This window comes from Leisingera sp. XS_AS12 (assembly GCF_041224635.1).
GTDB lineage: Bacteria > Pseudomonadota > Alphaproteobacteria > Rhodobacterales > Rhodobacteraceae > Leisingera.
In genome coordinates this window covers 12,667-38,335 of the sequence record NZ_JBGFGM010000085.1, presented here as the reverse complement: position 1 = coordinate 38,335, position 25,669 = coordinate 12,667, and the positions used below count along the sequence as shown (strand labels likewise).

General features: G+C 59.4%; 32 protein-coding genes. 22 read left to right on the top strand and 10 right to left on the bottom strand.

Annotated elements, in window-relative coordinates:
* Window positions 1-20: 20 nt before the first annotated feature.
* On the top strand, window positions 21-647 hold the full coding sequence (locus AB9K35_RS07690) for a nicotinamidase (protein ID WP_369925159.1): 627 nt from the start codon (window positions 21-23) through the stop codon (window positions 645-647).
* 95 nt (window positions 648-742) lie between these two features.
* Window positions 743-1,060 carry a hypothetical protein gene (locus AB9K35_RS07685; protein ID WP_369925158.1) on the top strand — a complete coding sequence of 106 codons (318 nt, stop codon included), beginning with the start codon at window positions 743-745 and terminating at the stop codon, window positions 1,058-1,060.
* A gap of 114 nt (window positions 1,061-1,174) precedes the next feature.
* Here AB9K35_RS07685 and AB9K35_RS07680 read toward each other — a convergent pair whose 3' ends face one another.
* Both AB9K35_RS07680 and AB9K35_RS07675 read right to left on the bottom strand, forming a co-directional pair.
* Window positions 1,175-1,978: a hypothetical protein gene (locus AB9K35_RS07680; protein WP_369925157.1), complete on the bottom strand. Its 804-nt coding sequence runs from the start codon at window positions 1,976-1,978 to the stop codon at window positions 1,175-1,177.
* Between the two features lie 30 nt (window positions 1,979-2,008).
* The gene (locus tag AB9K35_RS07675; RefSeq protein ID WP_369925156.1) at window positions 2,009-3,022 is read right to left on the bottom strand and encodes a hypothetical protein; all 1,014 of its coding nucleotides are present in this window, start codon (window positions 3,020-3,022) and stop codon (window positions 2,009-2,011) included.
* A gap of 375 nt (window positions 3,023-3,397) precedes the next feature.
* Here AB9K35_RS07675 and AB9K35_RS07670 point away from each other — a divergent pair, with 375 nt between their 5' ends.
* From AB9K35_RS07670 to AB9K35_RS07660, 3 genes are all read left to right on the top strand, one after another.
* Window positions 3,398-3,943 (top strand): hypothetical protein, encoded by a 546-nt coding sequence (locus tag AB9K35_RS07670; RefSeq protein WP_369925155.1) that lies wholly within the window; start codon window positions 3,398-3,400, stop codon window positions 3,941-3,943.
* 130 nt (window positions 3,944-4,073) lie between these two features.
* Complete coding sequence (locus AB9K35_RS07665) at window positions 4,074-4,751, top strand: hypothetical protein (RefSeq protein WP_369925154.1); 678 nt, start codon at window positions 4,074-4,076, stop codon at window positions 4,749-4,751.
* A gap of 5 nt (window positions 4,752-4,756) precedes the next feature.
* A complete protein-coding gene (locus AB9K35_RS07660; protein ID WP_369925153.1) occupies window positions 4,757-6,577 on the top strand; it encodes a hypothetical protein in 1,821 nt (606 codons plus the stop codon).
* 48 nt (window positions 6,578-6,625) lie between these two features.
* Here AB9K35_RS07660 and AB9K35_RS07655 read toward each other — a convergent pair whose 3' ends face one another.
* Complete coding sequence (locus AB9K35_RS07655) at window positions 6,626-7,042, bottom strand: hypothetical protein (RefSeq protein ID WP_369925152.1); 417 nt, start codon at window positions 7,040-7,042, stop codon at window positions 6,626-6,628.
* A 177-nt stretch (window positions 7,043-7,219) separates the two neighbouring features.
* On the opposite strand from AB9K35_RS07655, the gene AB9K35_RS07650 reads away from it, so the two are divergent.
* Window positions 7,220-7,504 carry an integration host factor subunit beta gene (locus AB9K35_RS07650; protein WP_369925151.1) on the top strand — a complete coding sequence of 95 codons (285 nt, stop codon included), beginning with the start codon at window positions 7,220-7,222 and terminating at the stop codon, window positions 7,502-7,504.
* On the opposite strand, the gene AB9K35_RS07645 is transcribed toward AB9K35_RS07650, so the two are convergent.
* Window positions 7,488-7,988: a hypothetical protein gene (locus AB9K35_RS07645; protein ID WP_369925150.1), complete on the bottom strand. Its 501-nt coding sequence runs from the start codon at window positions 7,986-7,988 to the stop codon at window positions 7,488-7,490. The genes AB9K35_RS07650 and AB9K35_RS07645 overlap by 17 nt on opposite strands.
* Before the next feature lie 150 nt (window positions 7,989-8,138).
* Here AB9K35_RS07645 and AB9K35_RS07640 point away from each other — a divergent pair, with 150 nt between their 5' ends.
* The gene (locus AB9K35_RS07640) at window positions 8,139-8,591 is read left to right on the top strand and encodes a hypothetical protein (protein ID WP_369925149.1); all 453 of its coding nucleotides are present in this window, start codon (window positions 8,139-8,141) and stop codon (window positions 8,589-8,591) included.
* A gap of 28 nt (window positions 8,592-8,619) precedes the next feature.
* Here the strand turns inward: AB9K35_RS07640 and AB9K35_RS07635 are convergent, their stop codons facing one another.
* The 3 genes from AB9K35_RS07635 to AB9K35_RS07625 form a co-directional block, all read right to left on the bottom strand.
* Window positions 8,620-8,889, bottom strand: a complete 270-nt coding sequence (locus AB9K35_RS07635) for a hypothetical protein (RefSeq protein ID WP_369925148.1) — start codon at window positions 8,887-8,889, stop codon at window positions 8,620-8,622.
* Window positions 8,890-9,123: 234 nt separating this feature from the next.
* Window positions 9,124-9,810 carry a hypothetical protein gene (locus tag AB9K35_RS07630; RefSeq protein ID WP_369925147.1) on the bottom strand — a complete coding sequence of 229 codons (687 nt, stop codon included), beginning with the start codon at window positions 9,808-9,810 and terminating at the stop codon, window positions 9,124-9,126.
* Window positions 9,811-9,900: 90 nt separating this feature from the next.
* Window positions 9,901-11,100, bottom strand: coding sequence for a UMUC-like DNA-repair protein (locus tag AB9K35_RS07625; protein ID WP_027234157.1), 1,200 nt, complete (start codon window positions 11,098-11,100; stop codon window positions 9,901-9,903).
* A gap of 77 nt (window positions 11,101-11,177) precedes the next feature.
* On the opposite strand from AB9K35_RS07625, the gene AB9K35_RS07620 reads away from it, so the two are divergent.
* The 3 genes from AB9K35_RS07620 to AB9K35_RS07610 all read left to right on the top strand — a co-directional run bounded on the left by AB9K35_RS07620 (window position 11,178) and on the right by AB9K35_RS07610 (window position 12,458).
* Window positions 11,178-11,489, top strand: coding sequence for a hypothetical protein (locus AB9K35_RS07620; protein WP_369925146.1), 312 nt, complete (start codon window positions 11,178-11,180; stop codon window positions 11,487-11,489).
* Between the two features lie 86 nt (window positions 11,490-11,575).
* Entirely contained in the window at window positions 11,576-12,094 is a 519-nt protein-coding gene (locus AB9K35_RS07615; protein WP_369925144.1) for an AAA family ATPase, read from the top strand.
* Window positions 12,081-12,458, top strand: coding sequence for a hypothetical protein (locus AB9K35_RS07610; RefSeq protein WP_369925143.1), 378 nt, complete (start codon window positions 12,081-12,083; stop codon window positions 12,456-12,458). Before AB9K35_RS07615 ends, AB9K35_RS07610 begins: the two co-directional genes overlap by 14 nt.
* A gap of 39 nt (window positions 12,459-12,497) precedes the next feature.
* Here AB9K35_RS07610 and AB9K35_RS07605 read toward each other — a convergent pair whose 3' ends face one another.
* Window positions 12,498-13,139: a hypothetical protein gene (locus AB9K35_RS07605; RefSeq protein ID WP_369925142.1), complete on the bottom strand. Its 642-nt coding sequence runs from the start codon at window positions 13,137-13,139 to the stop codon at window positions 12,498-12,500.
* Between the two features lie 231 nt (window positions 13,140-13,370).
* Between AB9K35_RS07605 and AB9K35_RS07600 the strand changes: the two genes are divergently transcribed.
* From AB9K35_RS07600 to AB9K35_RS07555, 10 genes are all read left to right on the top strand, one after another.
* On the top strand, window positions 13,371-14,051 hold the full coding sequence (locus tag AB9K35_RS07600) for a 2-C-methyl-D-erythritol 4-phosphate cytidylyltransferase (RefSeq protein ID WP_369925141.1): 681 nt from the start codon (window positions 13,371-13,373) through the stop codon (window positions 14,049-14,051).
* A gap of 10 nt (window positions 14,052-14,061) precedes the next feature.
* A complete protein-coding gene (locus tag AB9K35_RS07595; RefSeq protein WP_369925140.1) occupies window positions 14,062-14,760 on the top strand; it encodes an SDR family NAD(P)-dependent oxidoreductase in 699 nt (232 codons plus the stop codon).
* 14 nt (window positions 14,761-14,774) lie between these two features.
* On the top strand, window positions 14,775-15,914 hold the full coding sequence (locus AB9K35_RS07590) for a hypothetical protein (RefSeq protein WP_369925139.1): 1,140 nt from the start codon (window positions 14,775-14,777) through the stop codon (window positions 15,912-15,914).
* Between the two features lie 96 nt (window positions 15,915-16,010).
* Window positions 16,011-17,060, top strand: a complete 1,050-nt coding sequence (locus tag AB9K35_RS07585; protein ID WP_369925138.1) for a hypothetical protein — start codon at window positions 16,011-16,013, stop codon at window positions 17,058-17,060.
* The gene (locus tag AB9K35_RS07580; RefSeq protein WP_369925137.1) at window positions 17,054-18,589 is read left to right on the top strand and encodes a CDP-glycerol glycerophosphotransferase family protein; all 1,536 of its coding nucleotides are present in this window, start codon (window positions 17,054-17,056) and stop codon (window positions 18,587-18,589) included. The genes AB9K35_RS07585 and AB9K35_RS07580 overlap by 7 nt, the downstream gene beginning before the upstream one ends.
* Window positions 18,586-19,683, top strand: a complete 1,098-nt coding sequence (locus tag AB9K35_RS07575; RefSeq protein WP_369925135.1) for a capsule biosynthesis protein — start codon at window positions 18,586-18,588, stop codon at window positions 19,681-19,683. The genes AB9K35_RS07580 and AB9K35_RS07575 overlap by 4 nt, the downstream gene beginning before the upstream one ends.
* Window positions 19,680-20,453 carry an ABC transporter permease gene (locus AB9K35_RS07570; protein WP_369925134.1) on the top strand — a complete coding sequence of 258 codons (774 nt, stop codon included), beginning with the start codon at window positions 19,680-19,682 and terminating at the stop codon, window positions 20,451-20,453. The genes AB9K35_RS07575 and AB9K35_RS07570 overlap by 4 nt, the downstream gene beginning before the upstream one ends.
* Entirely contained in the window at window positions 20,450-21,103 is a 654-nt protein-coding gene (locus tag AB9K35_RS07565) for an ABC transporter ATP-binding protein (RefSeq protein ID WP_027234166.1), read from the top strand. Before AB9K35_RS07570 ends, AB9K35_RS07565 begins: the two co-directional genes overlap by 4 nt.
* Window positions 21,104-21,245: 142 nt before the next feature.
* On the top strand, window positions 21,246-21,527 hold the full coding sequence (locus AB9K35_RS07560) for a hypothetical protein (protein ID WP_369925133.1): 282 nt from the start codon (window positions 21,246-21,248) through the stop codon (window positions 21,525-21,527).
* On the top strand, window positions 21,524-22,186 hold the full coding sequence (locus AB9K35_RS07555; protein ID WP_369925132.1) for an HNH endonuclease signature motif containing protein: 663 nt from the start codon (window positions 21,524-21,526) through the stop codon (window positions 22,184-22,186). Before AB9K35_RS07560 ends, AB9K35_RS07555 begins: the two co-directional genes overlap by 4 nt.
* Window positions 22,187-22,211: 25 nt before the next feature.
* Here AB9K35_RS07555 and AB9K35_RS07550 read toward each other — a convergent pair whose 3' ends face one another.
* Entirely contained in the window at window positions 22,212-22,532 is a 321-nt protein-coding gene (locus tag AB9K35_RS07550) for a hypothetical protein (RefSeq protein ID WP_369925131.1), read from the bottom strand.
* Between the two features lie 164 nt (window positions 22,533-22,696).
* Here AB9K35_RS07550 and AB9K35_RS07545 point away from each other — a divergent pair, with 164 nt between their 5' ends.
* Window positions 22,697-23,191 (top strand): hypothetical protein, encoded by a 495-nt coding sequence (locus tag AB9K35_RS07545; protein ID WP_369925130.1) that lies wholly within the window; start codon window positions 22,697-22,699, stop codon window positions 23,189-23,191.
* Between the two features lie 296 nt (window positions 23,192-23,487).
* Window positions 23,488-23,817 carry a thermonuclease family protein gene (locus AB9K35_RS07540; RefSeq protein WP_369925129.1) on the top strand — a complete coding sequence of 110 codons (330 nt, stop codon included), beginning with the start codon at window positions 23,488-23,490 and terminating at the stop codon, window positions 23,815-23,817.
* Window positions 23,818-24,207: 390 nt separating this feature from the next.
* Here AB9K35_RS07540 and AB9K35_RS07535 read toward each other — a convergent pair whose 3' ends face one another.
* Complete coding sequence (locus AB9K35_RS07535) at window positions 24,208-24,807, bottom strand: GIY-YIG nuclease family protein (protein WP_369925128.1); 600 nt, start codon at window positions 24,805-24,807, stop codon at window positions 24,208-24,210.
* Between the last annotated feature and the right edge of the window lie 862 nt (window positions 24,808-25,669).

The window sequence follows — 25,669 nt, the reverse complement described above, 5'->3', positions numbered from 1 at the left end:
AATTCTGAAAGGATATGATGATGCCCATTACCCCGAAACCGACCGACCTCCTTTGCTTGATCGACATCCAGAACGACTTCTTGCCTGGCGGCGCTCTAGCTGTGCCTGGCGGGGATGAGATCCTTGTGTCGGCGCATATGCTGGCTATGCAGTTCGACAATGTGGTGCTGACCCAGGACTGGCATCCGATCGATCACAAGAGCTTCGCGGCCGAACATGAGGGGCGTGAACCCTTCGAGGTGATCGAGGTGGACTATGGCCAGCAGGTTCTCTGGCCGGTGCATTGCGTGCAGGGCACGCCGGGGGCGGAGATCGCCCTGGGGCCATCGGTTCTGGACAAGGCCCAGGCGATCTTCCGTAAGGGCTTTCGTCCGGGCATCGACAGCTACAGCGCATTCCTGGAGAACGACGGCACCACGCCGACGGGCCTCGCCGGGTTCATGCGGGAGCGCGGCTTGACCCGCGCCGTGTTCGCAGGCCTGGCGCTTGACTATTGCGTAGGCTTCTCGGCCCTTGATGCGCGCAAGCTTGGCTTTGAGGCCGCCGTGGATTTGGGGTCCTGCCGCGGCATCGCGGATGCGTCGATCACGGAGCGCATGGCCGAAATGGAGGCGGCCGGTGTCGAGCTGATCTCAAATCTCAGCTGAGCAGCACGCAGTCCGCGTTGACCGGATCTGGCCATTGTGGCTAGGCTTGAAGAGCGAGTCCGCCCTGCGGCTCGCTCTTACTGCAGGAGGCTGAAATGCATCCCGATCTTCAGTTGCGCCGCACCGTTCTTGTCAAGGCAAGCCTGCGCTTTGAGAGGGCAGAAGCAGACTGGCGAGCTGCGGTCGCAAAGGCATCCGAACTTGTCCCGCAGGCGCATCGCCACAGCTATTGGAGCATCGGCGCCCCTGGGTCTCGCATCCGAGAACTGTACAACCGGCGGGACAGGGCCCTGAACATGCTTTCTGTTGCCGTGCTGAAGCTTGAAACGGCGCGCCGCCGTCTGCGTGAGCGGCAGGCGGATCGAGGGCCGCGGACTGTCCTGCTGCTGGCGGGACGGCGCGAAAACTTCTGAGGGTCTTCTTCCGGAGCCAGCTGGAAGATTTATCCGGAAGATGAAATCAGCATCCGCAAAGAGATCGCCGCCCCCAAAGGGGCGGCGCATGATGCCGGGTTCGAACCCTGAAGTTCAGCAGCCAGGAGCCAAGCCCTCAGTTTCGGGGGATGGTTCCGGCGGCGCGGCCCGCCCCATTTCCTCTTGGAGGGGCAGCATCGTGGAAACCTTCGGTGAGAGGCCCACGGCGGCGATCTTATCAGCCAGATAGGTGCCGCGGATTTCGAGCGGCAGCTGAAAAGGATCATCTTTGAACAGATTGCTTTCCTGGATGACCTTCATGCGCATGCGGGCGATATATTCCATCTCATCCGAATAGTAGATCCGGCTGCCTTCCCGGAAGCCTATGGTTTCCGGGCTTGCTTCTCCAGACAATGCCAGATGGCTCTCCGGGTGTATCGCCCGGCCATTCTTGCGATGCCATTCGCTATCCTTGCGGTGAAACTTTTCGTCGAGATACTTGCTCGCTTCGTAGTGAAGGCTTGACAACGCGGCGCCAACAGCTTGGCCCAGCCTGTCCTTCACCTGTCCAAGCAGAGCATCCTTAGCGTCAATACTCATCTTGACCGCCTCGGCTGCTTCGTCGCCATAGTTTTCCTTCAGGTAACTCTCATAGGCCTTCTTGAACGCTTCCTGAGGAACGCCGTTTGCATATGCGCTTATGAAGGTGTCAGAGATCTTCACGACCGCTTCCGTACCGCTCATGATGGCGCGCGACATTTTCAAATCCGAGGCGCCTGTGATGCACTCTGGGAGCGCCTCGTAGAGCGTCTCCAGCGCAGTATAGGTGCCCGGAAAATGTTCCCGCATGCCATAGCCGTCGGACTTGCGGTGCCAAAAGGTCTCCCATAGTCCGGGCTGCCGTCGCTCTGGTGTCATTATGTTGATCCTTCTTTCAATATAGCCGCTTTACGGCATCACGGGCGCCCAGTCGCCCTTCTTGGCGGACAGGTCCACAGCGGGCACGTAACCCTGATCCCGCGCCCAGTCACAGATCTTCCGGTGCGCTGACAGGTGCGCGGCATAACCCGCCGGCGAAAAGCCGTTCCCCAGAAGCGCTTGGGTGGGCGAGCCACCCAGGAGATCCGCAGCCGCGTTGATCATCAACGATGAGCGCCCTGCCCCGCGGGCATCCTCGTCGATCCAGGACTCGCCACCGAGATAGAAGCCTCGCGCCACCCCGCAACCGTCAAACAGGCCGATATTGGCGGCCAGACCCCAATTATCAATCCAACGGGCCTCCCAGCCATCCTGGTCGCGGGCCAACACCGGCATATCGTCCCCACACTCGTCCAGCATGTCCCAGAGACTGGCGTAGGCTTCCTCGCCAGCATCAATGGCGAAATGAGGGAGGATGCTGGCCGGACCCACGAATTCCGCAGCATCCAATTCCCAAGGGTCCAAACTTTGCGAGACGGGTCCTTCACTGACCAGCATGACCTGCGCGGGGTCCAGAATAATCCAGCTCCTCGACCCCGGATCCTCGTGATTGTTGGTGTAGGCGATCCCATCCCATCCCACATCCAGCAGAGTCCTGGCAAGCATCTCCTCTCCTTCCCCCACCGCGTCCGCTGCCAGGATCTCGCCGCGGCGCGCCGCTACTGCGCCATCGGCGCTCGAGTAAGCGATGAGGTTCAGGAGGGATGGCACATCGTGATTGCCATGCATGTCATTGAGGTGCAGCGGGTTTCGAATATCGAGATGCGCAGAGAACATCCGGGCACCCTCCTGCTCGAAAATTCGGGCTTTGGCGGCCGTGCGTGTGCCGAAATGGCTGAGGGGCGCAATATCCGCGGCGGCGAAGCCATGTTCACGCGTTGCATGATGAACCAGTTGCAGAGCATCGTTGAGGCCGCGCACTTCGGTATATGCGAGGCGCTTACGCTTCGGCTGGCGCGTGTTGATTTCCAGATTGACCGGCACTTGGACCTCCTGTGTCACTCAAGAACAGGATTTCAGGCCGCGCCGAAAATGCGAAAAACAATTCACAGTTTCCAGCGGAAACTCTACAATGAGGGGAAACAGATCGGAGTAGTCCCCCATGACCGAGGCCCCTGCTGAGCAGTACCGCGTTTACACGAAGGCGCACGACCGGGTTGTCCGGGCAACCGACCTGGATCCCGTTGCTGGACGTGGAGGCTTCGGCACTCGCCGCCTGCGAAGCGTCAACTCGACTCAAACGGCAGCAGCTCGATGCCGCTGCCGCTTGATGGGAAATCCCCGTCCTTCAGGGCGCGGAAGATGTTAAGCCGAACTGGAAGAGAAGCTGGCTCCGGATGCCGAAAGCAGTCAGGCCTTGTGCCCGTGAAGGGCATTCGGGCGGCTGCAGCCGCGGGCGCGCATCTGCCGCTCCATGAACAGCTGATCTACACCGATGGCTATTGCGATGCGTTTACCGCAGCGCTCCTGCAGCGTTATCCGGGAAAGCTGACGGCGTGCGAACTGGTAGTCTCGGATGCGAGGTATGCGAAAAGGCTGGACTACCCTGCGGATGCCCGCATCCCAGCTCATGTCTTCTGCATGGATACGCAGGGGTGGGTCATCGACGCCGAAGGCCGTCGGCCGGTCTTGGAAATGATGCGGAGCTTCGGCGTCCCAAAGGGATACCGGCACGAAATCTTGGCCAAAACGCCCGGCTTAACCCGGCAGACCGGGCCCTGGGATGCGATCGCTCATGCGCTTGATCTCATGGAAGCACTGGGCTGGCCCGATGATCCCGCCGCCATCCCGCGGGCGGATGCCCGCCTGGAGCGCAACTTCCGCCAGGCACGGGAGGAACAGCAGGCCGCAATGGCGGAGCGGCTTCATCTCCCGAACAAAGTTGAGCATACTCCGGGCCTCTAGGTATCATGCTCTGCAGGATACGGGGGTACCCCAGCCCAAATCGCCTTAAGCGCCGAGTTGCGTCTATTTTTTGATGACCATTCAAGGTTGAGAACTATCCTCTCTTCTAGGTTTAAAGAGGAGGGGGCTCATGCGCACCGGAACATTGTTATTTGCCATTTTCTTGATTGGCTTCGTCTCGCTGGCCAGCCTGGTCATTCTCCTTGCAGATCTCTGGTCTGCAGAGGGAAGTTTGGTAGAGTTGCAACATGCCGCATCCTATCTCGGGAATCCGGCCGCTGCTGCCGTTTCCGCCCTCCTTTTCCTCGGCGGGGTCGCAATGGCGGCTTATGCGCGCAAAACTTGGGCTGTCGCTGTACTGATACCCTCCCTGGTTCTTGCGTCTGCACCTATTATCATCGGCCCGCCGCAAGGATGGAATGCTCCCCGAGGCGTGATTGCCGCTTTTACATCGGACTTCGAAATTGATGGCGTCAAGCAGCCATGCCCGCCCGGATGGAAGGTGTTCGATGACCTCGCGGGCAAATTCCCTCTTGGGGCAGGTTCTGGCTCACTGAATGGGGTCCCATTGACCCCGCGTGTTCCCGGTCAGAAAGGCGGAGCGGAAAAACACCAGCTCACCAAGGATGAAATGCCAGCACATGACCACGGTAGAATTCACGGTGGCAAAGGAGGTGTATCCGCGCACGCAGAGGCTGCCACAAAATATCATGCAGACGGTAATCACCCTATGGTAAGCGAAGGAAAGAACGCGCCTCACAACAACATGCCCCCATATTATGTCGTTCAATACTGCGTGCTGGAATAGCCCTCGTGTTCGGTTGGCTTGTCGCGACACTGTGCCTGTTCAGCGGATTGATCGGCGCCACAGCCTCCCGCATTTGGCCTTTTGTTCTCACCGGCCTTGCGGTCTCGGGCCTTTTACTGGCAGCTCGAGGTGCGGATCTCTCCGCAGTCGCCGTTCTGCTGATAACGATTTCCGCTCCCTTGGGCTGGATTGCCCGCATGGTTGTTTCAGACCTCCTTGAGGTCTACAGGGGGTTGGGAGGGCTGAAACTCATTCGCCTTCTCGCTATGGCTGCCGCATATGCGTCCTTACCTCTCATTGCCATTTACCTTGCCGCAGATGCGGGCCGGCTACGGGCAAATACCGCACTTTACGGATGCGATGAGGTCATCGGTGCCTTTGAGGTCCCTGCGTCCGGTGAGATTCTGAGGGGCCACATAGAGGGTGAGCAATCCTACATGCTTTCCCGTGAAGCCGCGACGCGGCCTCTACCCGCAAACTGGCTTACGCCGCTCTCCAGCTGGGCATGCCCGCCCCCAGTCGATCGCTTTGACCTGGAAGCCAGCCTGATCAAAAGCATCCATGCCTACGCAGAAAACATTCGCCGCCACCTCCTTGCCCGTGTAGATGCAGCTGTGGAAAGCGCAAGAGCCAACGGAGACCGAGGGGCAGATGCCACCACCTCAGCGTTGTTTGGCACTGGGAGGCACTGTGAGGGTGCGATACCGCCGTCTCTCGAGAATTGCGGCATCATAGTCACCGAGACCTGTCCCTTCTATCGATGGCCGTTCAAAATTGGAGAATGTGCTTCACGCGAAATCCAGCACACCGTGCAGATTGCAATCGTGAAAGCCTATGAAGCGGCGCGGCATGATTTCAAGGCATCCTGGGATGATCATCTCGGCGCGATGTACACAACGGGAGAGAACGTAGAAACCGCAACGAAAGACGCCGCCAACGCTTTTCTGGACCTCTATCTCGCGCCGGCCGAGAAGCGCGCGGTCCGATCTATCAAGAGTTTCCTAGCTTTCTGGCGATTTCTTAGCTGGGCGCTCCTTGCCTGGTCCTTCGCAATCCTCATAAAGATCTACCTAAGCCTCTTCGCACGGTTTGCTTTTACCCGGACGGGAGGTGGTCTTCATCTGTCGATCGCGCCTGAAGGCGGCTCCAAAGCGGTTCATCCAGACTTCAGCAGCCTGTCAAAGGGCGGCTCCGTCTCCATCCCGATCAACTCAGATACCTGGTATGTCGCAAGATCCGGAGTGATCTCCTGGTCTAAGCTGCATTCCTTATCGCGATGGCCCGCGCCAGGGCGCCTTATGCTCCGGCGCGCATTGAATGGGAAGTTGGCTTGGATGAAGTATGACTCTTCAGACACTGAGGTCTTGACAGGGACACATGATATCCGGTTCCCAATCGGTGAAATCGAGATCCCGCCCGGCGCCCGGATCGTTATCGACATTGCCCGCTTGGAGGCATTCACTTCGGGGGTGCGGTTTCGCACGATTTTCAGCGCACGTCTGGCGGCAGTCCTTCGGCAGCGGCTCATTTACACCGAAGCCTATGGGGAGGGGCGCATTCTTGTGAGCGGTGTAGGTGGCGGCCTTTATTCTGTGACACGCGGTGGCGAGCCCGACCATGCCGGGATCGCGGCAATCGTTGGCATGGATAGCTTTGGACGATTTGGATGTGAGGCGAAATCCGACCCTATCAGCGTAGCTATCAATCGCCCCACAATCTTCCCTCTTGATGATACCGGATCTCTGCTGGTGTCGACCACAGAGCCTCGGGGCGCCGGGCTGGCCAAGGCATGGCTGCGCTCCGTCACATTCTTTTTGTTCGGATGAGGCAGTGCGCTAGTCATCGCGGGTCGCGGATCTTGCATTCTTCCGAAATCAGAGGTCCATAGTCGCGGCCTGGTCGATCTCATCAAAAACGGGCTTCAGCATCTCCATCCGCTTTTGCAGCGCGGCCTCATTCGCCAGTTGCACTGCACGGTCCATTGCCGCGTCGACGATCTGCAGAATTTTCTCCGCGCGGCTCTCAAAGCCAAGCGCGAACCGGACCTTCTGGGTGGCGGCTTCATGATTGATTTCGAGCGTGACAACCTGCTCCTGGCCAACCGAGATCTTCATCTCGATCTTGTCTTCATGCGCCATGAAGCCCATGTCGACCGCGGTGAAATTGACAGGCAGGGCCTTGGACAGGAACTGCGCGTTCACCGTCTTGAGCTTTGCCAGAACGGTTTTTTCCAGCTCCTGGCGCGTCTGATCATCTAGGCTGTTCAAGGCGGCGTCTCCCGGCTGTTTCATCCCGTCTCTCCATTATGTGGAACGCAGGAGAAGCCTACACGGGGTGGGCGAAAATCGCTGCCGGGAATCCAGCGGATCCAGTTCAGATAAGAACAGCCAGAACTGGATAGAATTTTTATTGATAGAATTGCGTAAGTATATGATAGGGTGAGCGAAACAATCATATGGAGAACGCCAGTGGTTCGCTCAGACCTGGTCGACATCATTGCAGCCGAGAACCCCCATTTAAACCGGGATGACGCGGAGCGTGTTGTCTTGGCGCTATTCAGCCAAATTATCGCAGGTCTGGAGGGTGGCAAGCGCATAGAGCTGCGCGGCTTTGGTGTATTCTCCATCCGCGAACGTGAAGCCCGCGAAGCGCGCAATCCTCGAACTGGTGCCCAAGTCCAAGTGCAAGAGAAGCATATCCCCTTCTTCAAGACCGGAAAAGAGTTACACAAGCGCCTTAACGGCGACGCATAACTGGCCGATACCGCATAATGTCTTCCTTGCCTCCCGTGTGCGCCCAATCGAGCTGATGAGCTTCAGCCACCAGCCATTCGACGGCATCCGGTCCGCGGCGGCAGACCTCGACAATCTGCTCCGGATCAAGGTCACCGGGCGGAAAGTTCTCTTCTGACGCGTGATGCCGCCACGGCCGCAAGGCGATGAAGGGCAAGTCACCGACAGGTTCGACCCCGCGCATGAAGTGAGCGAGCTCAAAAGGTAGCCCGGCCAGCCGCTGCTTGGCCGCCTCGACTGCCTTTGAAATCGCTTCATCCACAGTGTCGCCAATTGCGGATGCGATGCGTTCGATGCCTGCGCGCTCCGGCAACTCGAACGAAATCACCGCAGTCGGACAAACCGGCTCGGTCAGAACATGATCGACACGCAAGACGATGTCAGACCCGTAGAGCCCCCAAGGGGCAAGCGAGGCCCATTCCTTGAAAGTGTTTTCACCGGTCATGTTAATGCCTTAAATGATTTTTCGCAAAACTAGCACCGCCCCCTGCGACGTGCAATCGCAATCGCCAGAGTTGCAACGCGATACCGATCATGCAAGCTGATTTCATGCCGCCGCATGCGGCACCGACCATTCTCAATTCCGGGTTCCCAAATGGACTTCAACACATACAAGACCGAAAGTCTGGAGCGCATCCTCGCCGATCAGCGCTACACCGAGTATCACGCCGAAATTGACGAGATCTTGGGGGCGCGGGAAGGCCACCTCCACGTTTCGCGTGCGCTCGAATTGCTGACCGGCGTCGCCAAGTCCGGAGAGACCATCAACTACAAGCCGTTCTTTGAAGACTGCGTGGGCGGAGATGTCCAATGGGATCACACGAAGATGTCCCAGGTGTCGCAGTTCCTGGGCAGGCTCATGGTCCACTGCAACGAGCATGGCTTGCCGATACTCTCTTCGCTGGTCGTAAATGCGCAGTCCGGCCAATGCGGCGAGGGGTTCTTCAAGGAACTTCTGAAATTGGAGCTGGTCTCCTCGACAGAAGACCCGGCCGCAGCGGCGCAAAAGCATCGTGAGGCATGCTGGGCCTGGGCCGCCAATCTCTAGGCGCCACCAGCGTTTTGGGCCTGCGCAGTCACGGCGCGGGCCACTCCCTGCCCGACCAGAGCACATAGCCGATACGCTCGACCCGGTAATGGCTGCCCGGCGCGCCCGCCTCCGGCGGCGTTTCAAGCAGCGGCCCCTCCGGCCCCTTGGCCACGACCTTTTCGGGCCAGAATTGATCGTCGTAGAGCGTGACCAGGATCATGCCGATCTCCGGCTTTGCCTGGGGTGCGTGGCGGACCAGAAGGAGATCATCTTCCCGGAACAGCCCGGTTGCATCCTCCTCCATGCGGATCAGCATGTCACCGTCCTGCAGCTGGGGCAGAAGCGGATGCGCAAGCTCCTCAGAGCTGAACCTGCGCTCAGGCCGGCCGCCGGGCTTGTCATGCGGCAGCAGGGGAACATGGAATGTTGGCTCTTGGGTCTTTTGCGACATGACGCGATACAATGCTGATCGATTTTCAAAATAGAAGAAGGATGAGCTCCAGATCACCCAACCGCCCGGGAAGGTCTTTAAAGCCTATACTGCAACAGTTCAGTCTCGCGGCACAACATGGAGATTAGGCCGTTCACAGGATTTGGGAGAGCTATCATCATTGGGTTTGACTCGACGCTTGGCCAGATTTGGAAATAGCCCATCAAGAACAGTGCGTACCCGTTTGCGCAAACTGTCCGCCTGTTCCTTTGCCTGCTCAAAGCGCGATTGATGCATCGGTTGCCAATCTTCCCGCTTGTGCGGAAGGTTGCTAAGGTCCGGGACGAGCCGGTGATATGCTACTGCACAAATGCGCTCAAATTCATCTGGAGTGATAGTGCCCTCGAGACCCTCTTCGAACCAACCGTCTTCCGGGTCCCGATAGATGTAGCGCGAAAGAATGGAACGTGATGCATGATTGCGTTCCCAGAAGGCCTTCAGTTCCCCACCAGAAAGCGAAGAGGTTGAGAAACCTATTAGCTCTATCGCTAACGTCAGAGCATCATCCGGCGACATTGAATGCAGATATATGGCCGCTTCATTATCAGAGGTGTTCTGGCTTGTTTTCCGTGTGACCGCGTTAATCCTGAGAGCCGGAATGTTTTTCTTCCCTACTCGAACACTTGTTCGAGCTGGGATCACTTGGTTGTAAACGCCCTCTCGCTTTGTCAGAAGACGCATTGTGGAATAACGTTTGGCGCCGTCAGTATCGCTTTGGGCTCCATATCCTGTAATCATGATCTTCATCGAACACCCTTTCCGCATATGCCAAAACCGTACTTCTGGGTGAAATCTTTGGCAAGAAAACGTCCCATAAGCAGCAAAATAGGTTGCGGATCAACCGCGTTCGAAGAACCCCGGATGCGGCTGATTATCGCCATAGCGGATCGTCCCGGCGCCAAACCGGCGGTTGATGCTGTCGGCGGCGACAGCGGCTTTTTCCTGCGGGCTGCGTTCTGCGGCCTGGACGCCGCTGAGCAGGTCCCCGCTGCGATCACAGAGCAGCTGCACATCGCTCAGCTGCACGCCGATGGACAACAGCGTCTGCCCGCGGATCGCGGGCCAGGCGGAGCGCCAGAGCGTTCGGTTGATCCGCAGGAAGCCCAGCGTATCCTGTGCGGGCGCGCATTTGACCGACCGCGACCAGCCGGACCGGTCGGCGATCGAAATCTGCAGGGCAAACCGTCCGGCGACCCTGCCCTCTTCGCGCAGCCGTGCCGCCGCCTTCTCGATCAGCCATCTCGAAACGAGATATGCCTCCTCGGGCGCACGGAATTCCGGCGCCAGCACCTTGGAGTTCCCAAAGCCGCCGCGGCTTGAGGGCTGGAGCGGAATATCCATGCCTTGAAGCATCCGGACGAACCGCTCGCCCTCGACTGAATTCCAGATCCGCCGGGCATGCCGGGGGTCCAGCGCGACGAGATCCGGAATGCTGCGCACGCCAGCCTTTTCAAGCCGTGCGCCCATCCCCCTGGAAATCCCAGGGAGATCATCCAGGGACAGGTGAGCAAGGGCTTGCGGCATGTTTTCCTGGGATAGCCAGCGGAAGCCGTCCGGCTTCTCCAGCTTGCCAGCGATCTTGGCCAGCAGGTGATTGGGGCCGATGCCCGCGCTGAAACGCAGGCACTCCCCGACCTCGCCGGCAACCGCCCGCTTCATGCGCATGACCAGATCGCGCGCGCCCTCCAGTTCCGTGGCCGGACCGGACAGGATCAGCTGAAACTCATCAACGGACCGGATGCGCTCCAGCTCTGCGAACCGGTCCAGAACCTCGGCCACGGCAAGGTTATAGCGCACATAAAGTCGATGACGGCTCGGGCGGAACTGAATGTCAGGGCAGAGCTGGCGCGCCTCGGCCACCCGCGTGCCTGTCTTGACGCCGAAGGCCTTGGCTTCATACGACGCGGCAACACAGGAGCCCTTCTCATTTTCCATCGCGGTTATGGCAACCGGCCGCCCGCGCAGCGCCGGGTCAAGCTGCTGCTCAACGCTCGCGAAGAACGAGTTCATATCGATGTACAGAGTTCTGAAGGTCACAAGGCCCCCGAAGAATCATTGCTAGCCGGACCTCACTTGTTCTACATCTGTTCTCCCCAATTCAAGGAGCGAAATCCATGGACAGAAACCGGCAGCTTTCCAATGTCGCCTTCGGCGGCGCCTGGTCGGAGGCCATCCCGCGGAGGGAGCGCATGGCGCACTCCATCTCCCTGGTGCAGGAGGCAGCACAGCGCACCGTCGAAGAAGATCTGCGCCTCGACCCGGGCTTGGAGGCAGCGCTTCAGGATCTATGTGCGCTCCACCCGAAAGGGGCACAGCTTGGCGCCTCTTGGGCGCGGGCCCTGGCACATCCGGAGCCCGCAATACGGCAGCGTGAGCTGACGCGGCTGGCCGCGGCTTTTTCCGCCTGGCTCTCCCCGGAAAGATGACCCCCAGCACCGGCCCGGGCGCCTCGCCTTCTCTTTTTCGCATACTCGGATTATCCTGAACGGGAATACCGAATGGGAAAACCGAGATGCATTTCATCATGCTGATTGGCTGCTCCGGCAGCGGAAAATCCACCATCGCCGAGGACATCCGCGCCAGGAACCCCAGCGCGGTGATCATTTCATCCGACCAGATCATTGAGGACTTCGCTCGGGCGGAGGGGATCAGTTACCAGGAGGCCTACCCCGCGCAGGCTGACAATGCCCGGGATATCTGCGAGCAAACCGCGGTGCGCGCGTTTGAACGCGGCCTGGATGTGATCTGGGATCAAACCAACCTCCAGCGGTCGGTCCGGGAGAAGCGTTTGGCCATGGTGCCGGACGGATACACCAAGATCGCGGTCTGCCTTCATGGCGGGCTGGCTGCGCATCGATCACGGATCCTGGCCCGCGCGTCAATTGGCGGCCGGGACATCCCGCGCGAGGTGTCCAAAAGGCAGATTTTGAATATGGAAATGCCCGACTTCGATGAAGGCTTTGATCGCATCATGACCCAAGAAGTGACGATGCCGGAGCCCGCTGCAGAGCTGTCCTGTGCGGTCGCATGACCCGCTGCGGCGCGCGCAGTCCATCTCGGCAACCACGCATCATTTAAAGCCTGCCCCGACCGCGGTGATCCGGGATGGCGAGCAGGCCGTTCTGGTCATTTTCGGAAAGGATAAGCGCCTGCTCGGCGCTGACCTCCCCGCCACGGGGGCATTGCGCCTCGTTGCCGGGCGCGGCCGGGACGCGATCTTCCTGCAGCCTGCGCAAGGCGGTCAGTTGCGCCTCAGGATCGATCCGAAAGCGGAGCTGGATCTCAGAACAGCTGCCGCTCTCAGTCTGGCGCATACATCGACTGGTGGCTTCGACGTGCTTATTCAGGAAGTCTCTATCGAATGGTCATCGAAGCCCAACCGTTCGCCACATTGAGCAGCACCCTGCATCTGCCAGCTCGATGAAGATGTGGTCTCATGCCGGCTCTGGGAGGCTCTCATCATTCAGGTTCGTCTGCAGGCTCTCGTACAGCTCCGGCGCCACCGTCACGCCAAAACGCTCCAGTGCCAGGAGCGCGCATTCCAGAACCTCCGAGTTTGTCAGTTTTTCGCAATGCGCCGCATCACCCGGCAGACCGAGGATCTCCCGCAGCAGGACGCCCGTTCCCTCGCCATGAAGATCACGCAGCGTATTCGTTTCCCCTGACAATGCCACCGCAACGCGATCCGTGATCCTGACGAACTCCGGGCCGGAAGCCTCAGACAGGTTCGTGGCGGAAAGCCTCAGGCCTTCGAGCGCCTGGTCGATTGCCTTTTCGGTGCGCTTGCCGGCGAGCGCAATGCTGACCTGGTCGCGATCGCGCGACAGGCCGGTGTTCAATACCCAGTTGCGTTCCAGATACCGCCGCGCGCGCTGCGGATACGTGGCCGCCTTGGTGAGCTTGCGCATCTTCACGGGATCCGCCTCATCGCAGTCAGCGGTCATCGTGATCTGCGCCTGGGAGAGATCGATGATCTGATCTGCCGTGAAATGAGCTTTCTCCGCGATGGCGCCGCGCCAGATCTGGCCAAGCCAGATTGCCTGGGTCATGCGCGGGTTCGTGCGTTCGGTGATCATGTGTTTGTCCTGATTTCACTGTTCTGTTTTCGCAATCCTATCCAACCTAAAGGAAAACCGGAAACGCCAATGAGACGGCCCGCGCCGCAGGTCAAATGACCGGATGCGAAGCCGGGGCAGCGGCCGGACAGAAAAATGTGGATATGCGAAAAAAATTACGATTCACATGGTGACAGATTTATGACGCGCAGCTAGGATGCGAAAAACTCAAATCCCTCGGACTATCGATTGATGCAAAAGCAAGTCTCGTTTCTCCTGCTCTCGGGCGGGATAGGCTCCCGCTCGCGGCACTACGAGCCCAAACAGTTTTACAAGATCAACGGCCTGGAAATGCTGTGCTATTCGCTCATGCTGGCCAATGCCCATGAGCGCATCACTGAGATCATCACCAACGCGCCAGCTGGCTTCGAGGAAAGGACACGCGTCCTTTGTGAGAAGTACGCCCCGGCAAAATCTGCGAAAATCTTACAATGCGGCGACACCCGGCAGGAAAGCGTCCGGATCCTGGCATCGGCGGCGCAAGGGGATGCCGTGATCCTGCATGAAGCGGCCCGGCCGATGATCAGCAGGGCCATGATCGACGAGCTTCTGGCCTCCAAGGAGCCGAATGCGGGCCTGTTCTCCGCGGTTCCGTTTTCGATGTGCTCGGTCGATCTGGACACTGGCATGGTTGCAAGGGATGTGCCGCGCAAGGACGTCTTCAACATCCAGCTACCGCAGAAATTTGACCGTTCCACTCTGCTGTCGGCCCATCAGGCCGCGGCTGATGCTGGCCGGGAATTCACCGAAGACGCGATCCTCGTCAAGGAAATGACCGGTGCAAACGTGCGCGCGATTGCCGGGCACGGGCAGAATATCAAAGTCACCTCTCCGGAAGACTTTGGCCTCGTTGAAAAGCTACTTCAGAACTAAGGGAACCCCAATGAAAACCATCATGATCACCGGCGCATCTCGCGGTATCGGCTTTGCAACCGCAAAAGCCTTCGCTGAAATGGATGCGGATTTTGACAACATCATCCTGGTCGCGCGCGACGCGGACCGCCTGCAGTGCGCCGGGGAAGAAGTGTCCCGCATCGCCGGCAACAAGGCCGTCATTTTGATTGAAGCGGACCTGGGCGTTCCCGGTTTTCAGAAGGAACTGTTCGACCGCATCGAGGCCGAGGGCCTGACCGTCACCACGATCGTGAACAACGCCGGTTATACCGCGCCCTGCCCGTTCAACGAGATCACCGATGAGGATCTCGACCTGACGATGCAGATCAACGTCAAGGCGCCGATCCTGATCGTGCGCGAGGCGCGCCGCCGCGGCCACAAGCTGGACTTCATCGTGAACATCGCCTCGACCGCCGGCCTGAACGGGCGTCCGGAATGGGCCGCCTATTCAGCCTCCAAGGCTGCCATCCTGGCCGCCTCGGAATCCATGGGGGAAGAATTCCGCAAGGACGGCACTGAAGTCGTGCGCATTTCGCCCGGCCGCTGTGCAACCGATCTGCGCAAGACCCTCGCGCCGGATGAAGATCCGTCGACCATCATGCAGCCGGAAGAGGTTGCGCATGGCCTGCGCTACATGCTGTCCGCACAGGGCAAGATCGTGCGCCATCAGAACGTGGTCTTCCGCTAAGCTGGATTGAGGACATGACACAGGTTTCTGCGGCTGTTTATATCGACAGCCCGATCCGCGCGGCTGCAAAGCAGATGGTGCCCTTCTACCATCAGGGGGTCTTCCACTCTATCCGCACCCCGATGCTCATGCGTAAGCGCATCGGCAACGGTTTCGGCCTCGCTCAGGCCAAGCGGTTCGCAGGCGTGGACATCCGGATGGTTGACGGTCAAACTGCGAAAAAACTTCCTGTCAAAAGGGGTGGCGCGGTCTTCTACGGTTTCAACAGCCAGGGAAACCTGCACACGGTTGCGAACCGCAGCTATCGTCATGTCCTCGTCCTTCACGGTGAGTCCAACAAGCGTGCCTCCGCCCGGCCGGCGGCGCGTCTCTACGACCATGTCTGCCTGGCGGGCGGGCTGGCTCTGGACCGCTATTTGCGGGCAGGCATCTTCCGGGAGAGCGATGCGGATACCGACCGCCTGATCCGCGTTGGAGATACCTTTGTTCAGTCACTGGAAGGCTACCGGGTGGACCCGGAACATGGGGACTCGCTCCTCTACGCGCCGACCTGGGAGGGTTATGGCGGCGAGATCAACAACTATTGCTCCATCGGCATCGGGGGCCTTGAGATGGCCCGGCGCGCCGCTTGGCTTCGCGGGTGCGAGCATATCGTCGTTCGCCCGCACCCCTATCTCGGCCTGCTCAAACCGGGCCTGATCCGTCAGTTCATCGAAGGTCTGCGGGCTGTGTCCCTGAAGTGGCCGGTCAGCGTCGACCTGCGGGATGCCAATGCTGCGGTGCGGGCGGCCGTGCAGGCTCTGGCGCTCGTAAATCCCCGGATCGGCGTCTACGCACAAGACAGCGCGCGAATTGCCCTGTGCGTCAGCGATATTTCCGCGATCGAAGCAATTTGCCTGAAGGAGCGGCTCCCGAACTTCACGCTTCTGCGAAATTTCAACGTCACTTCCGCGGTCAAGCCCTTCTACGACCGGAAGTCTGCAGGCTGCATGGGGGAGCTGGACGAGAAACTGCCCGCCTATCTCAGTGATCCTGAGGACGTCGACGCTGCGCACCGGGAGGCAAGTTTTTCGGTCTCCCACCCCGACTTCCGGTCTTCCGATGGCGCGACACGTTTCCAGCGCCTGATGAGCATTGTTGCCCCGTTAGTTTGAGGACGTCACAGCATGTCTAAATTGCCCTTCTTCGAAAGGCTTTTTCTTATGATCCCGGTTCTCATATACGTGCCGGCCGTAGTTTACGGGGCCTTCATGACCTCCGTTGTTGCGCCCGTTCCTGAGAAAGGCGACCTTGTCAGCCTCCTCTTGCCCGGCGCCGGGTGGGCGCTTGCAGGGGGTATTGCCCTATGGGGGCTTCTGCCGCGCAAGCTCATCCTTGGGTCGAAAACCTTGTCCGGCCCGACCCTCCTGCTGTTTGAAACGCTGCGCGCACTGGCGGTGGCCGCGCCCCTGTTCCCCTTCGCATTCGCGCGCCCGGCAGCCGCGCTGGCCGCCATTGCCGCCACCGCATCGCTTACCTGGGGTCTGCGGGCCGCCGCCCAAAGCATGTTCACCCTCCGCGCCCGGATGCGGAAGCAGCCCTACGCGCGCCGCGATGACGAAATGCCGCTCAACACGCTGCGCAAGCTGAATTCACTGCTCATCGTGGCCAATGCAGCGATCGTGGCTGTCAGCCCGGCGTGGCTGGCGTCCGGCGGGCCCTCCCCGCTTTGGCTCTTGCCTTCGGCGGGCGTGCTTGCGGCCATCAGCCTGATGCTCCTGCTGCTGTCGCATCATGCCCTGCGAAGCGGTTTGGAGGCGGCTTTCAGCCGCCATATGGATGACTTCCTGAGGTACTGCGCCACCGCGCGCATCAAGGATGCCATTCACTACGCTGGCGGCTCCATCAAGGACATCCAGTCCACCGCGGCAAAACTCAAAAAGCTAGGGCGGCCCGTTGTGGTCCTGGCGAGGGACATCTCTTCGTACAAGCGTGCCAATGATGCCAAGCTCAAGACCTATCTGGTGCGTACACTTGCGGATCTGGATGCGTTCGTGCTGCCCTCGCTGGAGCGGATGCATTACACCGCAAACACCCAGCGTGCAGGTCATGTGGTTCGCTTCGGATGGGTCAGCCATATTCTCCACCTGAAGTTCCTGCCCGCCTCCGTTCGCGGCCTGCCCGGCTACCTGGCCATGTATGATGCCATCGCCTGCACGGCACGGCCAAACCCCCTGCAGCAGATGAAGGCCCGCGAAAGCGGCCTGGATCTGATCGAACCGCACCAAGCCGCCGTCTACCGGAAGGTTCAGCCATGCTGATCATTATTCTTGCCGCCGTGACGCTCGTTTCGAGTGTTGTGAGCCCTCTTCTCTTTCAGCGCCGGATCCCGGTCTCAACGTTGTGCATCCCCGACCCGCGGGCGCGGCGCATCGCAGCTGCTTTGCCCTGGGCTCTTGCCTTGGTGTGCGCCTCAGCGGCCGGTGCGGCTTGGTTCGTTCAATCCGTGCCTCTGGCCGCGATGGCAGCCCTCTGTACAACGGTGCCTGCGATCATTGCGCTGACGGTGACATCCGGACCGACCCGGATCCCGGCCTCGGTTCAGGATCTTCAGGATGCGGTTGCCGGTCTGGATGCGCCCTCGATTGCCTTCCATTTCTCGGATGCGGGGCTGGAAACGCCGACCCACGTCGACATGTGGATTGATGCCCTCGATGCATCCGGCGTCTCCTGGTACGTCATTTGCCGGGAGAAGCGGCATCATGACTGGTTCCGCAAAACCGGCCGCGCCAAATCGGTGCATGCCGCGGACCGCTCCGCGCTCCGCTGGGCGGTTGCGCCCGGCGTAAGAGCCATCCTCTATGCCAACAATGCGCAGAAGAATCGGGAAATGCTCGAGGAGCGCGAGGATCTGGTTCATGTTCAGATGCTGCATGGCGACTCCGACAAGCCGCCCTCCTATTCGCCGCTGACCCGCAACTTCGATCAGGTGTTTGTCTCCGGACAAATGGGCGAGGACCGCTATGCCAGGAACGGCGTGTTCATCCCGCCGTCGAAATTCGTCCATGTCGGCCGCCCCCAATCCGCGCTGATGCAGAGGGGCAAGCGCGGCCCGGTAAAGACCGCGGTCTATATGCCCACTTGGCTCGGCCAATATGAGGATACGAAATTCTCCTCGCTGGAGCGGGCAGCAGAGATCATTGAGCGTTTCGGCGAATGCGCCCCGGGGGTCACCCTCATTTTCAAACCGCACCCGCTCAGCTTCAAGCACCCCAGCTGGCCGCGCATCGAAAAGGATGTCCGTGCAGCGTTGCGCAAATTCGGCGGTGAGTTTGCGGCCCAGGATCTCACAGCTTTCGAGGCCTATGAGATGGCGGATGTCCTGCTCACTGACATCTCCTCGACCGTTATCGACTTCCTCTTTACGGACCGGCCACAGATCCTGTTCCTGCCCGAGGGCTTTGAGCTGGACGAGCTGCGCTATCCTTCCCTTGCGGCAGCCGGGCAGGTTGATCCTGACCTCTCAAATCTGGATGCGAAAATTTTTGACGCAATCGGTCCGGACCGCCTTGCGGACCCGAGAAAAGAAATGCGAGAATATGCATTCGGGGCAGACGCCGGCAGTGAAGACAGCCGATTTTCTGAAGCTATCCGTGCATTGGCCTGCGCGCCAACCATGGCGATCCTGTCCGAAAGTGACTTAGACCAAGAGACATTGAAGGAGGCGCACCGGTGCTCGACGCCCAAAAGGAAAGCGGCCCCGCGCAGGCAGAATGCGAAAAACCGATCCCCGGCGGCAAAGTCCGCGCGGCTGATCCGGCTGCGCGCGAAAAGGCGCGGCGCCGTTTGAGGCCAAGCGCCGCGGCCTGGTCCTTTCTGATCGTTGTTGCGCTGCCTGTCCTGCTGTCAGCTGTCTACAACATCCTGGCAACGGAGCGTTTCTCTGCGCATGCGAGCTTTGTTGTGCGCAGCGCCTCCAGCGGACAGTCCGGCGGAGACATGCTGGACACGATCACGGGGTCGGTGTCATCGGGTTCCACCAAGTCGGATTCCTACATCGTGCGCCGCTTTATTGAATCGGCCGACCTTGTGCGCCTCGTCGATGAAAACTTCGGGCTGGAGAAGCTCTTTGGCCCGGATCGCGCAGACCTGGTGCAGCGGCTGCAGCCGTGGGCACGATTTGAGGACAAGATTGACTATTGGAACCGGCGCACCTTCAGCACCTATGACAACACGTCCGGCATCCTGACGCTTGAGATCCAGGCGTACTCGGCCACCGATGCACGCGATGTGGCGGACTTCGTGATGTCTGAGATTTCCAGCCTGGTGAACCGCCTGTCCCATCAGGCCCGGGAAACCTCCTACGCCTATGCGCTTCAGGATCTGCAGGAGGCGGAGAATGAGCTGCGCAACGCCCAGCAGCGTCTCAAGCACTTCCGGGTGGCCAACAACATCGCCAACCCCGACAGCAGTGCCGAGCGGGATGATCTTCTGATTTACGAGCTCAACAAGCAGATTGCCGAAGAAAAGGTGGCTCTGGACGTGCTGCAGCAGAATGTTGCGAAGCCTGGCCCGAATGCTGAGGTCCTGCGCAAGCGGATCGATGCGCTCACCCGGCGCCGCGATGCGCTGCGGGAAGAGATCGGCAGCCAGGATGGCGGAACCGCTATCACGGCAGAGGTCATGAGCGATTTCGACGAGCTGCGGCTGTCGGTGGAGATTGCCAAGACGCGCTATGTCAGCATGCTGGATGCGATGGAAAGCGCCCGGCGGGATGCCGAGCACCAGCAGCGCTATCTGGCCATCTTCTCGCGCCCCTACGCCGCGGATCAGGCCGAATACCCGCGCCGGATCATCAATGTGGTTCTGACGCTGATCGCATCGATCCTGCTTTGGGCGATCGGCCGCTTCATCATCCAGATGATCCGGGATCACCGCCAATGATCACCCGCCGGGAACTGCGCATCAACCGCCAGGTCATCTGGGCCCTGCTGCTGCGGGAGTCGCGGATGGCGTTCGGAACCTCCCATTGGGGGTATCTCTGGGCCGCGCTGCAGCCTGCCGTGACGCTGACCTTTCTGATCGTGGTTTTCGTGATGATCGGCCGGCATGCCCCCTTCGGAGACTCCCTGGCGCTGTTTTTTGCCACCAGCGTTTTGTGCCTGGAGTATTTCCAGAAGCTGTCCGTCAGCCTCATGCGGGCGTTCAGCTCGAACACTTCCCTCTTTGCGTATCCGCCGGTTCAGGCGCTGGATACGGTCTTTGCGCGCTATTTGCTGGTCAGCTCCGTCTATGTTCTGGTCTGGGCTGGCTTTCACACGGCGCTCATCGCCACCGGCTACGGCGAAGCCCCCCGGCGCCCTGAACTGGTCATCGGCGGCTTCATGATCGTCGGGATGATCGGCCTGGCTATCGGCATGATCAATGCGGTGATCTACCGGTTCACGACCTCCTGGCAGCATGTGGAGAAGGTTTGGGGACGGCCGCTCTTTTTCCTGTCCGGCACCTTCTATGTCCCCTCTGCCCTCCCGCCTGAGGCCCTCAGAATCCTGGAGTGGAACCCGATCCTGCATGCTGTGGAGCTGGTGCGCATGGGTTTCTGGCCCCATTACCACAGCGAAATCTTCAGCCCGGCCTACTGCGCGGCGTTCTGCATGACCGCCATTGCGCTAGCCTTTATGATCGAACGCAGCACAAGGAAGATCCGCAAATGATCCGGTTTTCCAACCTCTCCCGCCATTACGACACCAAGGTCGGCCGCAAGCAGGTGCTGGACCGGGTCAATGCGGTTTTCGAGGACGGGCAGAACTATGCGATCATGGGGCCGAACGGCGCTGGCAAGTCGACCCTGATGCGCCTGATTTCAGGGGCTGACATGCCCAGCTCCGGCCGGATCGACCGCGATGAGATCGTCTCCTGGCCGCTTGGCTTTTACGGCGGCTTCAACGGGACGATGACGGGCCGGGAAAACGTGGCCTTCGTGGCCCGCATCTACGGCCAGGATCCGCGGCGCGTCTTGCAGGAGGCAGAAGCCTTTGCCGAGATCGGCAAGAGCATCGCCCTGCCCGTTTCGACGTATTCCACCGGCATGCGCCAGCGCCTCGCGTTCGGCCTGTCGCTGGCGATCCGCTTTGACACCTATCTCATTGATGAGATCACGGCGGTTGGTGACGCCCGTTTCAAAAAGAAATGCGCCGAGGCGCTATCGGCCCGGCTTGAGACCTCGCGGGTGATCATGATCTCCCACACCATCTCCACCATCCAGAAATACTGCCAGCGCGGCATGCTGCTGTGGCAGGGTTCGCTTTACGAATACGATGACACGGAAGCGCTGATTGCGGATTACAAGAAATTCTGCAGCTGAGAATATTTGCGAATAACTATTGCCATTCTTTCGCGATGCGGTAATCTCTGAGGAGAAGCGAGCGGTGCCCTGATGCATTGCGCAGGCCCGGCCGGGATGCCGGTTTGATTGTCGAAATCGAAAATCAAACGAGGTTCCCCTCATGAAAAACAAGCTTCAGGATTTGAACGACCACCTGTTCGCGCAGCTCGAACGGCTTTCCGAAGAAGGGCTGTCACAGGAGGCCATTGAGGCTGAGAGCAAGCGCGCCCGTGCGATCGTCGATGTCTCCGACCAGATCGTCAACATCGCGGACATGAAGATCCAGGCCGCCCGGCTCTATGCCAGTCATGGAGACCGCATCCTTCCGCATTTGCCTCAGATCGGTTCTGTGGGCCCTAAAGAGGTCAAAAACATCACGCCAGATGAGGAGGGCGGTCAATGAAAGGCACCCCTTGGAACTGGACTGACGAGGAGCTGGCCTGGATTAAGGCAAATGCTTCCATGCCCCGTCGAGAGCTGCACGCCCAATTCGTAGCGAAGTTCAACCGGCCTGAGATCAGCTATGATACGCTGCGGGGTCTGTGCAAGCGCAAGCGGTGGATGACCGGACGCGATGGCCGTTACAACCCTGGCCGGATCCCGGACAACAAAGGCAAGAAGATGCCGTTCAATCCCAACAGCGCACGGACCCGGTTCAAGAAGGGGCAGACCCCGCACAACAAAGCCAGCATCGGGGATGAGCGGGTGCGCGATGATGGCTACATCGAGGTCTGCGTCGCTGAAACGAACCCATACACCGGGTCCGCGCAGCGGTTTGTTGCCAAACACCGGGTGAACTGGGAGCGCGAGAACGGCCCGGTGCCGGAGGGCTACGTTTTGAAATGCCTGGACGGTGACAAGACCAATACCGATGCCTCGAACTGGGAGGCTATTCCGGCAGGGCTTCTCCCGCGCCTGTCCGGGCGCTGGACCATGCATTACGATAGCGCAGATCCGGAACTGAAGCCGGTTCTGATGAACACGGCCAAGCTGAAGCACGTCGTGCGGGAGCGAGAGAAAGGGCGGCCGGTGCCCAAGCTGACGCTCAAGCGGGAGAGGTGACCCTCTCCCTGCCCGGGGGTTGTTATCAGTGGCTGCAGTTTACAGCTGCATCGGTCTTGATCCCTGAGTTTACAATGCTCTCAGGGATCACTCGACATCCTGTTGCCTTCTCGATCGCCTTAACATTTTGCGGGAAGATCGACATGTCACCGTACCAAAGCGTTGCGGCATCCACGTTGTTTGGTCGGCCATAGAACGCGTTGCGTTGGCCGGCCAGTCGGCCCACGGCAAATTCTCTTCCTGAGACTGAGACGACCTGGGCATCGGGGTCCATTGAGGAGAGCTCTGTGCAACCGGCAAAACTGAGAAAAGAAGTCGCGACCATAATGATTGAAGAGGTTTTCATGATAACTGTCCTGATCCTTGCTATCGGACGTTTCTATTGGTGCAGTACCGCCCACGCAACAGTGCGCACGGCTTGATCAGCCACACATTGATCGAAGCTCGAGTTTCGCCAACGTTAAGTTCAACGCAACAGATCAGGTCTATAATTTCCAGATGCAAACAGAGATGCTGCTAACGATCACCGTCGCCGCGATAATTGCCGCGGGATCCGCGAAATGCGGCGAAGCTCGTTACTTCGGTATGATCATCGGCTCTCAGCATTTCGGCAATGACAGTCTCAATGACTTCAACCCTGGCCTGACGCTTGGCAAGCGGTGGGATGCGCGCTGGGATGGCGGCGAGTACCATGTCGAGGGCGGCGTTTTCTACAATAGCTATGACGAGATCTCCCCGCTCCTGCTGGCAGGCGTTTCGACCCGCCTGGCCCGAGCTGGGCGTGGTGAGATCCGCGTCGGGGCGAGCGCCGGCATTGCCTACTACGATGAACTGTCTGGCAGCCTGAAAGACCGCTACGGCCTGCCCAGTATCGGCGGGTTTATCCCGATGGCGGTACTAACCGCGTCTTATCGCATTTCGCCAGTTGAGATCCGGCTGACCACCCTGCCGCCGGACACGGATACGGAAGCGGTTTTGAACCTCTCGATCGCGTTTGATTTCTAGTGCCAGAATGCCCCGTTGTCAGCCGCCGATGGGGATGCTTCCCCATCAGAAACCTGGCGCAGGCTGGGAGGTTGCAGAGCCAAACATTTCAACTAACATGCATCCCAAAAATCATTGAAATGTCACTCATGGCTGAATTTAGGCGACTAGCACATAAGCGAAGAAACACCTCCTTTAGGCGATCGGCGAAACGCCGTTTTGTAATTCTGCTGGGTCCGGGCGCCCTTCTGCTGGCCGGCTGGCTTCTTGCGGGGCAGGCGATCGCGCCCCCACCGGACCGGCCGGACCCGGTCCGCATGGCGATGCTCGCCTCTCAGATCCGTGTGGTTGACGGAGACACGATCGAGTATGCCGGCCGGAAGTACAGGCTGACCGGTTATGACACCCCGGAAACCCATTTCTCAGAATGCAGCTCGGAAAAGGCGCTTGGCGACAGGGCCACACGCCGCTTGCGTCAGCTGATTGACCGGGCGGACTCTGTGAGGCTTGAAACGGAGCGAGGCACGGATCGCTACGGAAGAGGGCTGGGAAGGCTTCTGATCGACGGCCGGGATGCCGGTGACCTGTTAATCAATGAGGGCTTGGCCAGACCGTACCGGGGCGGACAGCGCCAAAGTTGGTGCTGATCCACGATCGTGGCTCCGCAGGCTTTCGTAAGCCGATTGAGGGGATGTCTTGTAACCGTGCCTGAAAAAACGTGGACCTGGCTGCCGCCACGCTACCATTAAGATGCCTCGGCACGTCTGGGGCTGCGGTCCGCGTTAACGAGTGCTGCTTTTTGTTTGTAATGCGGACCGCATTTCGCTTTTCCAATCATAATCCGGTGATATTGATCTCTTGAGTTCAAGCCGCCTCTCCGGCGGTGAACCGAGAGCGCCTAGTGGCCACGCACTGGCCGGACTTCTAAGCCGCCTACCAGCGGACGGAATGCCCCCGCGGCCAGAGTTAGTAAGGCTGGTATTCTACCTTGCCCATCTGGTGGTGATCATACCAAAGATCGCGCCTGGTTGAGCCAATCAAACCTTCAGCTGATCCATTCGCCTGAGAATTTCTGGAATAGCTCCAGAGACGCCATGAACTCCGTCGGCTGTTTTCTCCCAGAGGGTTTCAATCAAACGATCATCATGCAGTTCGGAATTCAGAACATAAGGTTCGGCGGCCTCGAGAAGAGCTGCGATCTTGGTGTTTAGCCTTAGCATTTCCTCCAGCGTCTGCCAAAGCTCATCCGGTGAGCTGATGGCGGCCTCCGCATCTTCCGACAAGAGATCCTCGAGCATTTGGTTTAAGTCGACCTCCAGTTCATTCGGATCAATCCCCAGTTCCCGCTCGATCGCCAGCGGCTCAACATATTGCGTCACACGATTGAGCGAGGACCCCTTGAGCATGTGGCTCTGCTCGCGCTGGTCGAGATCCTCAGGTTCGCACCGCTCGAGGATGCGGAAGTCAAAAGTCGCCTCGCCATAACTGTTCCAGGCTTCCTGTAGAGCTGGCGAAGAAGCCCGGCCCGACGTAAGGGCGCGACGATGCTCGGCCCATCGTTTTTCGATGTTTACCGATTGGCCGACATATCTATCACCGGTTGTACGATTTACGATGGCGTAAATGCCTGTAGTCATCTGAAGTTTCTCTGTAAAAATGTTGTGGTCTTCATGAGTACAGGAAGATCTTATAATCCACCTGCAGTTTGTCATACTCGCTTATAACGATTTTCGGAATGCGCACTTTATTAACTCGGTGATCCGGTACCGCCCATGTTCTTGCTGGCCGCCTGCCCGGCGGTGAACTTCAGGTGATGGCGACAATGCGCCCCTCCCGGCTTCTAAGCCGCCTACCCGGCGGTGAACGTGACTGACAGTGACGTGCATCACCGGTTTGCCTTCTAAGCCGCCTACCCGGCGGTCGACACGCTCCGTGGCCGAATGGGTCGGGTTTCTATATTACTCCGGACCCCCGGGAGGGAACAGGGCAAAACGGATATGAATATCGGAAGAAAGCCTGAATGCCGCCTGCCGGCGGTGAACTGGGCGCGCAGGAGTTCGTGCAGTGATGCGCGTTTCTAAGCAGCCTACCCGGCGGTGAACACCCGCGGCTCGATGCGAACAAGCTGCATGTGCTTCTAAGCCGCCTACCCGGCGGTGAACGACTGCCGGCGTGTACCGAGACCCGGTGCAAACTTCTAAGCCACCTGCCCGGCGGTGAACGGCGCCGTCAGTGGCGATCTCGTCCAGCATCCCTTCTAAGCCGCCTACCCGGCGGTGAACCGGGCACGCACGTCGAAGCCGCGGTCGTAATACCTCTAAGCCGCCTGGCCGGCGGTGAACGCAATGCGTATGGTTACGCGGATTGCGCAATTCTTCTAACGCATGACACCACGTTGAAAATGCGCCATAATTCTGTAAACCGACCTGAAATTCGCAGTCACAGATCAATGACTTAGCGGGCGCTCTGTAAACTAGGCAATCGTACCAAGAGAACACT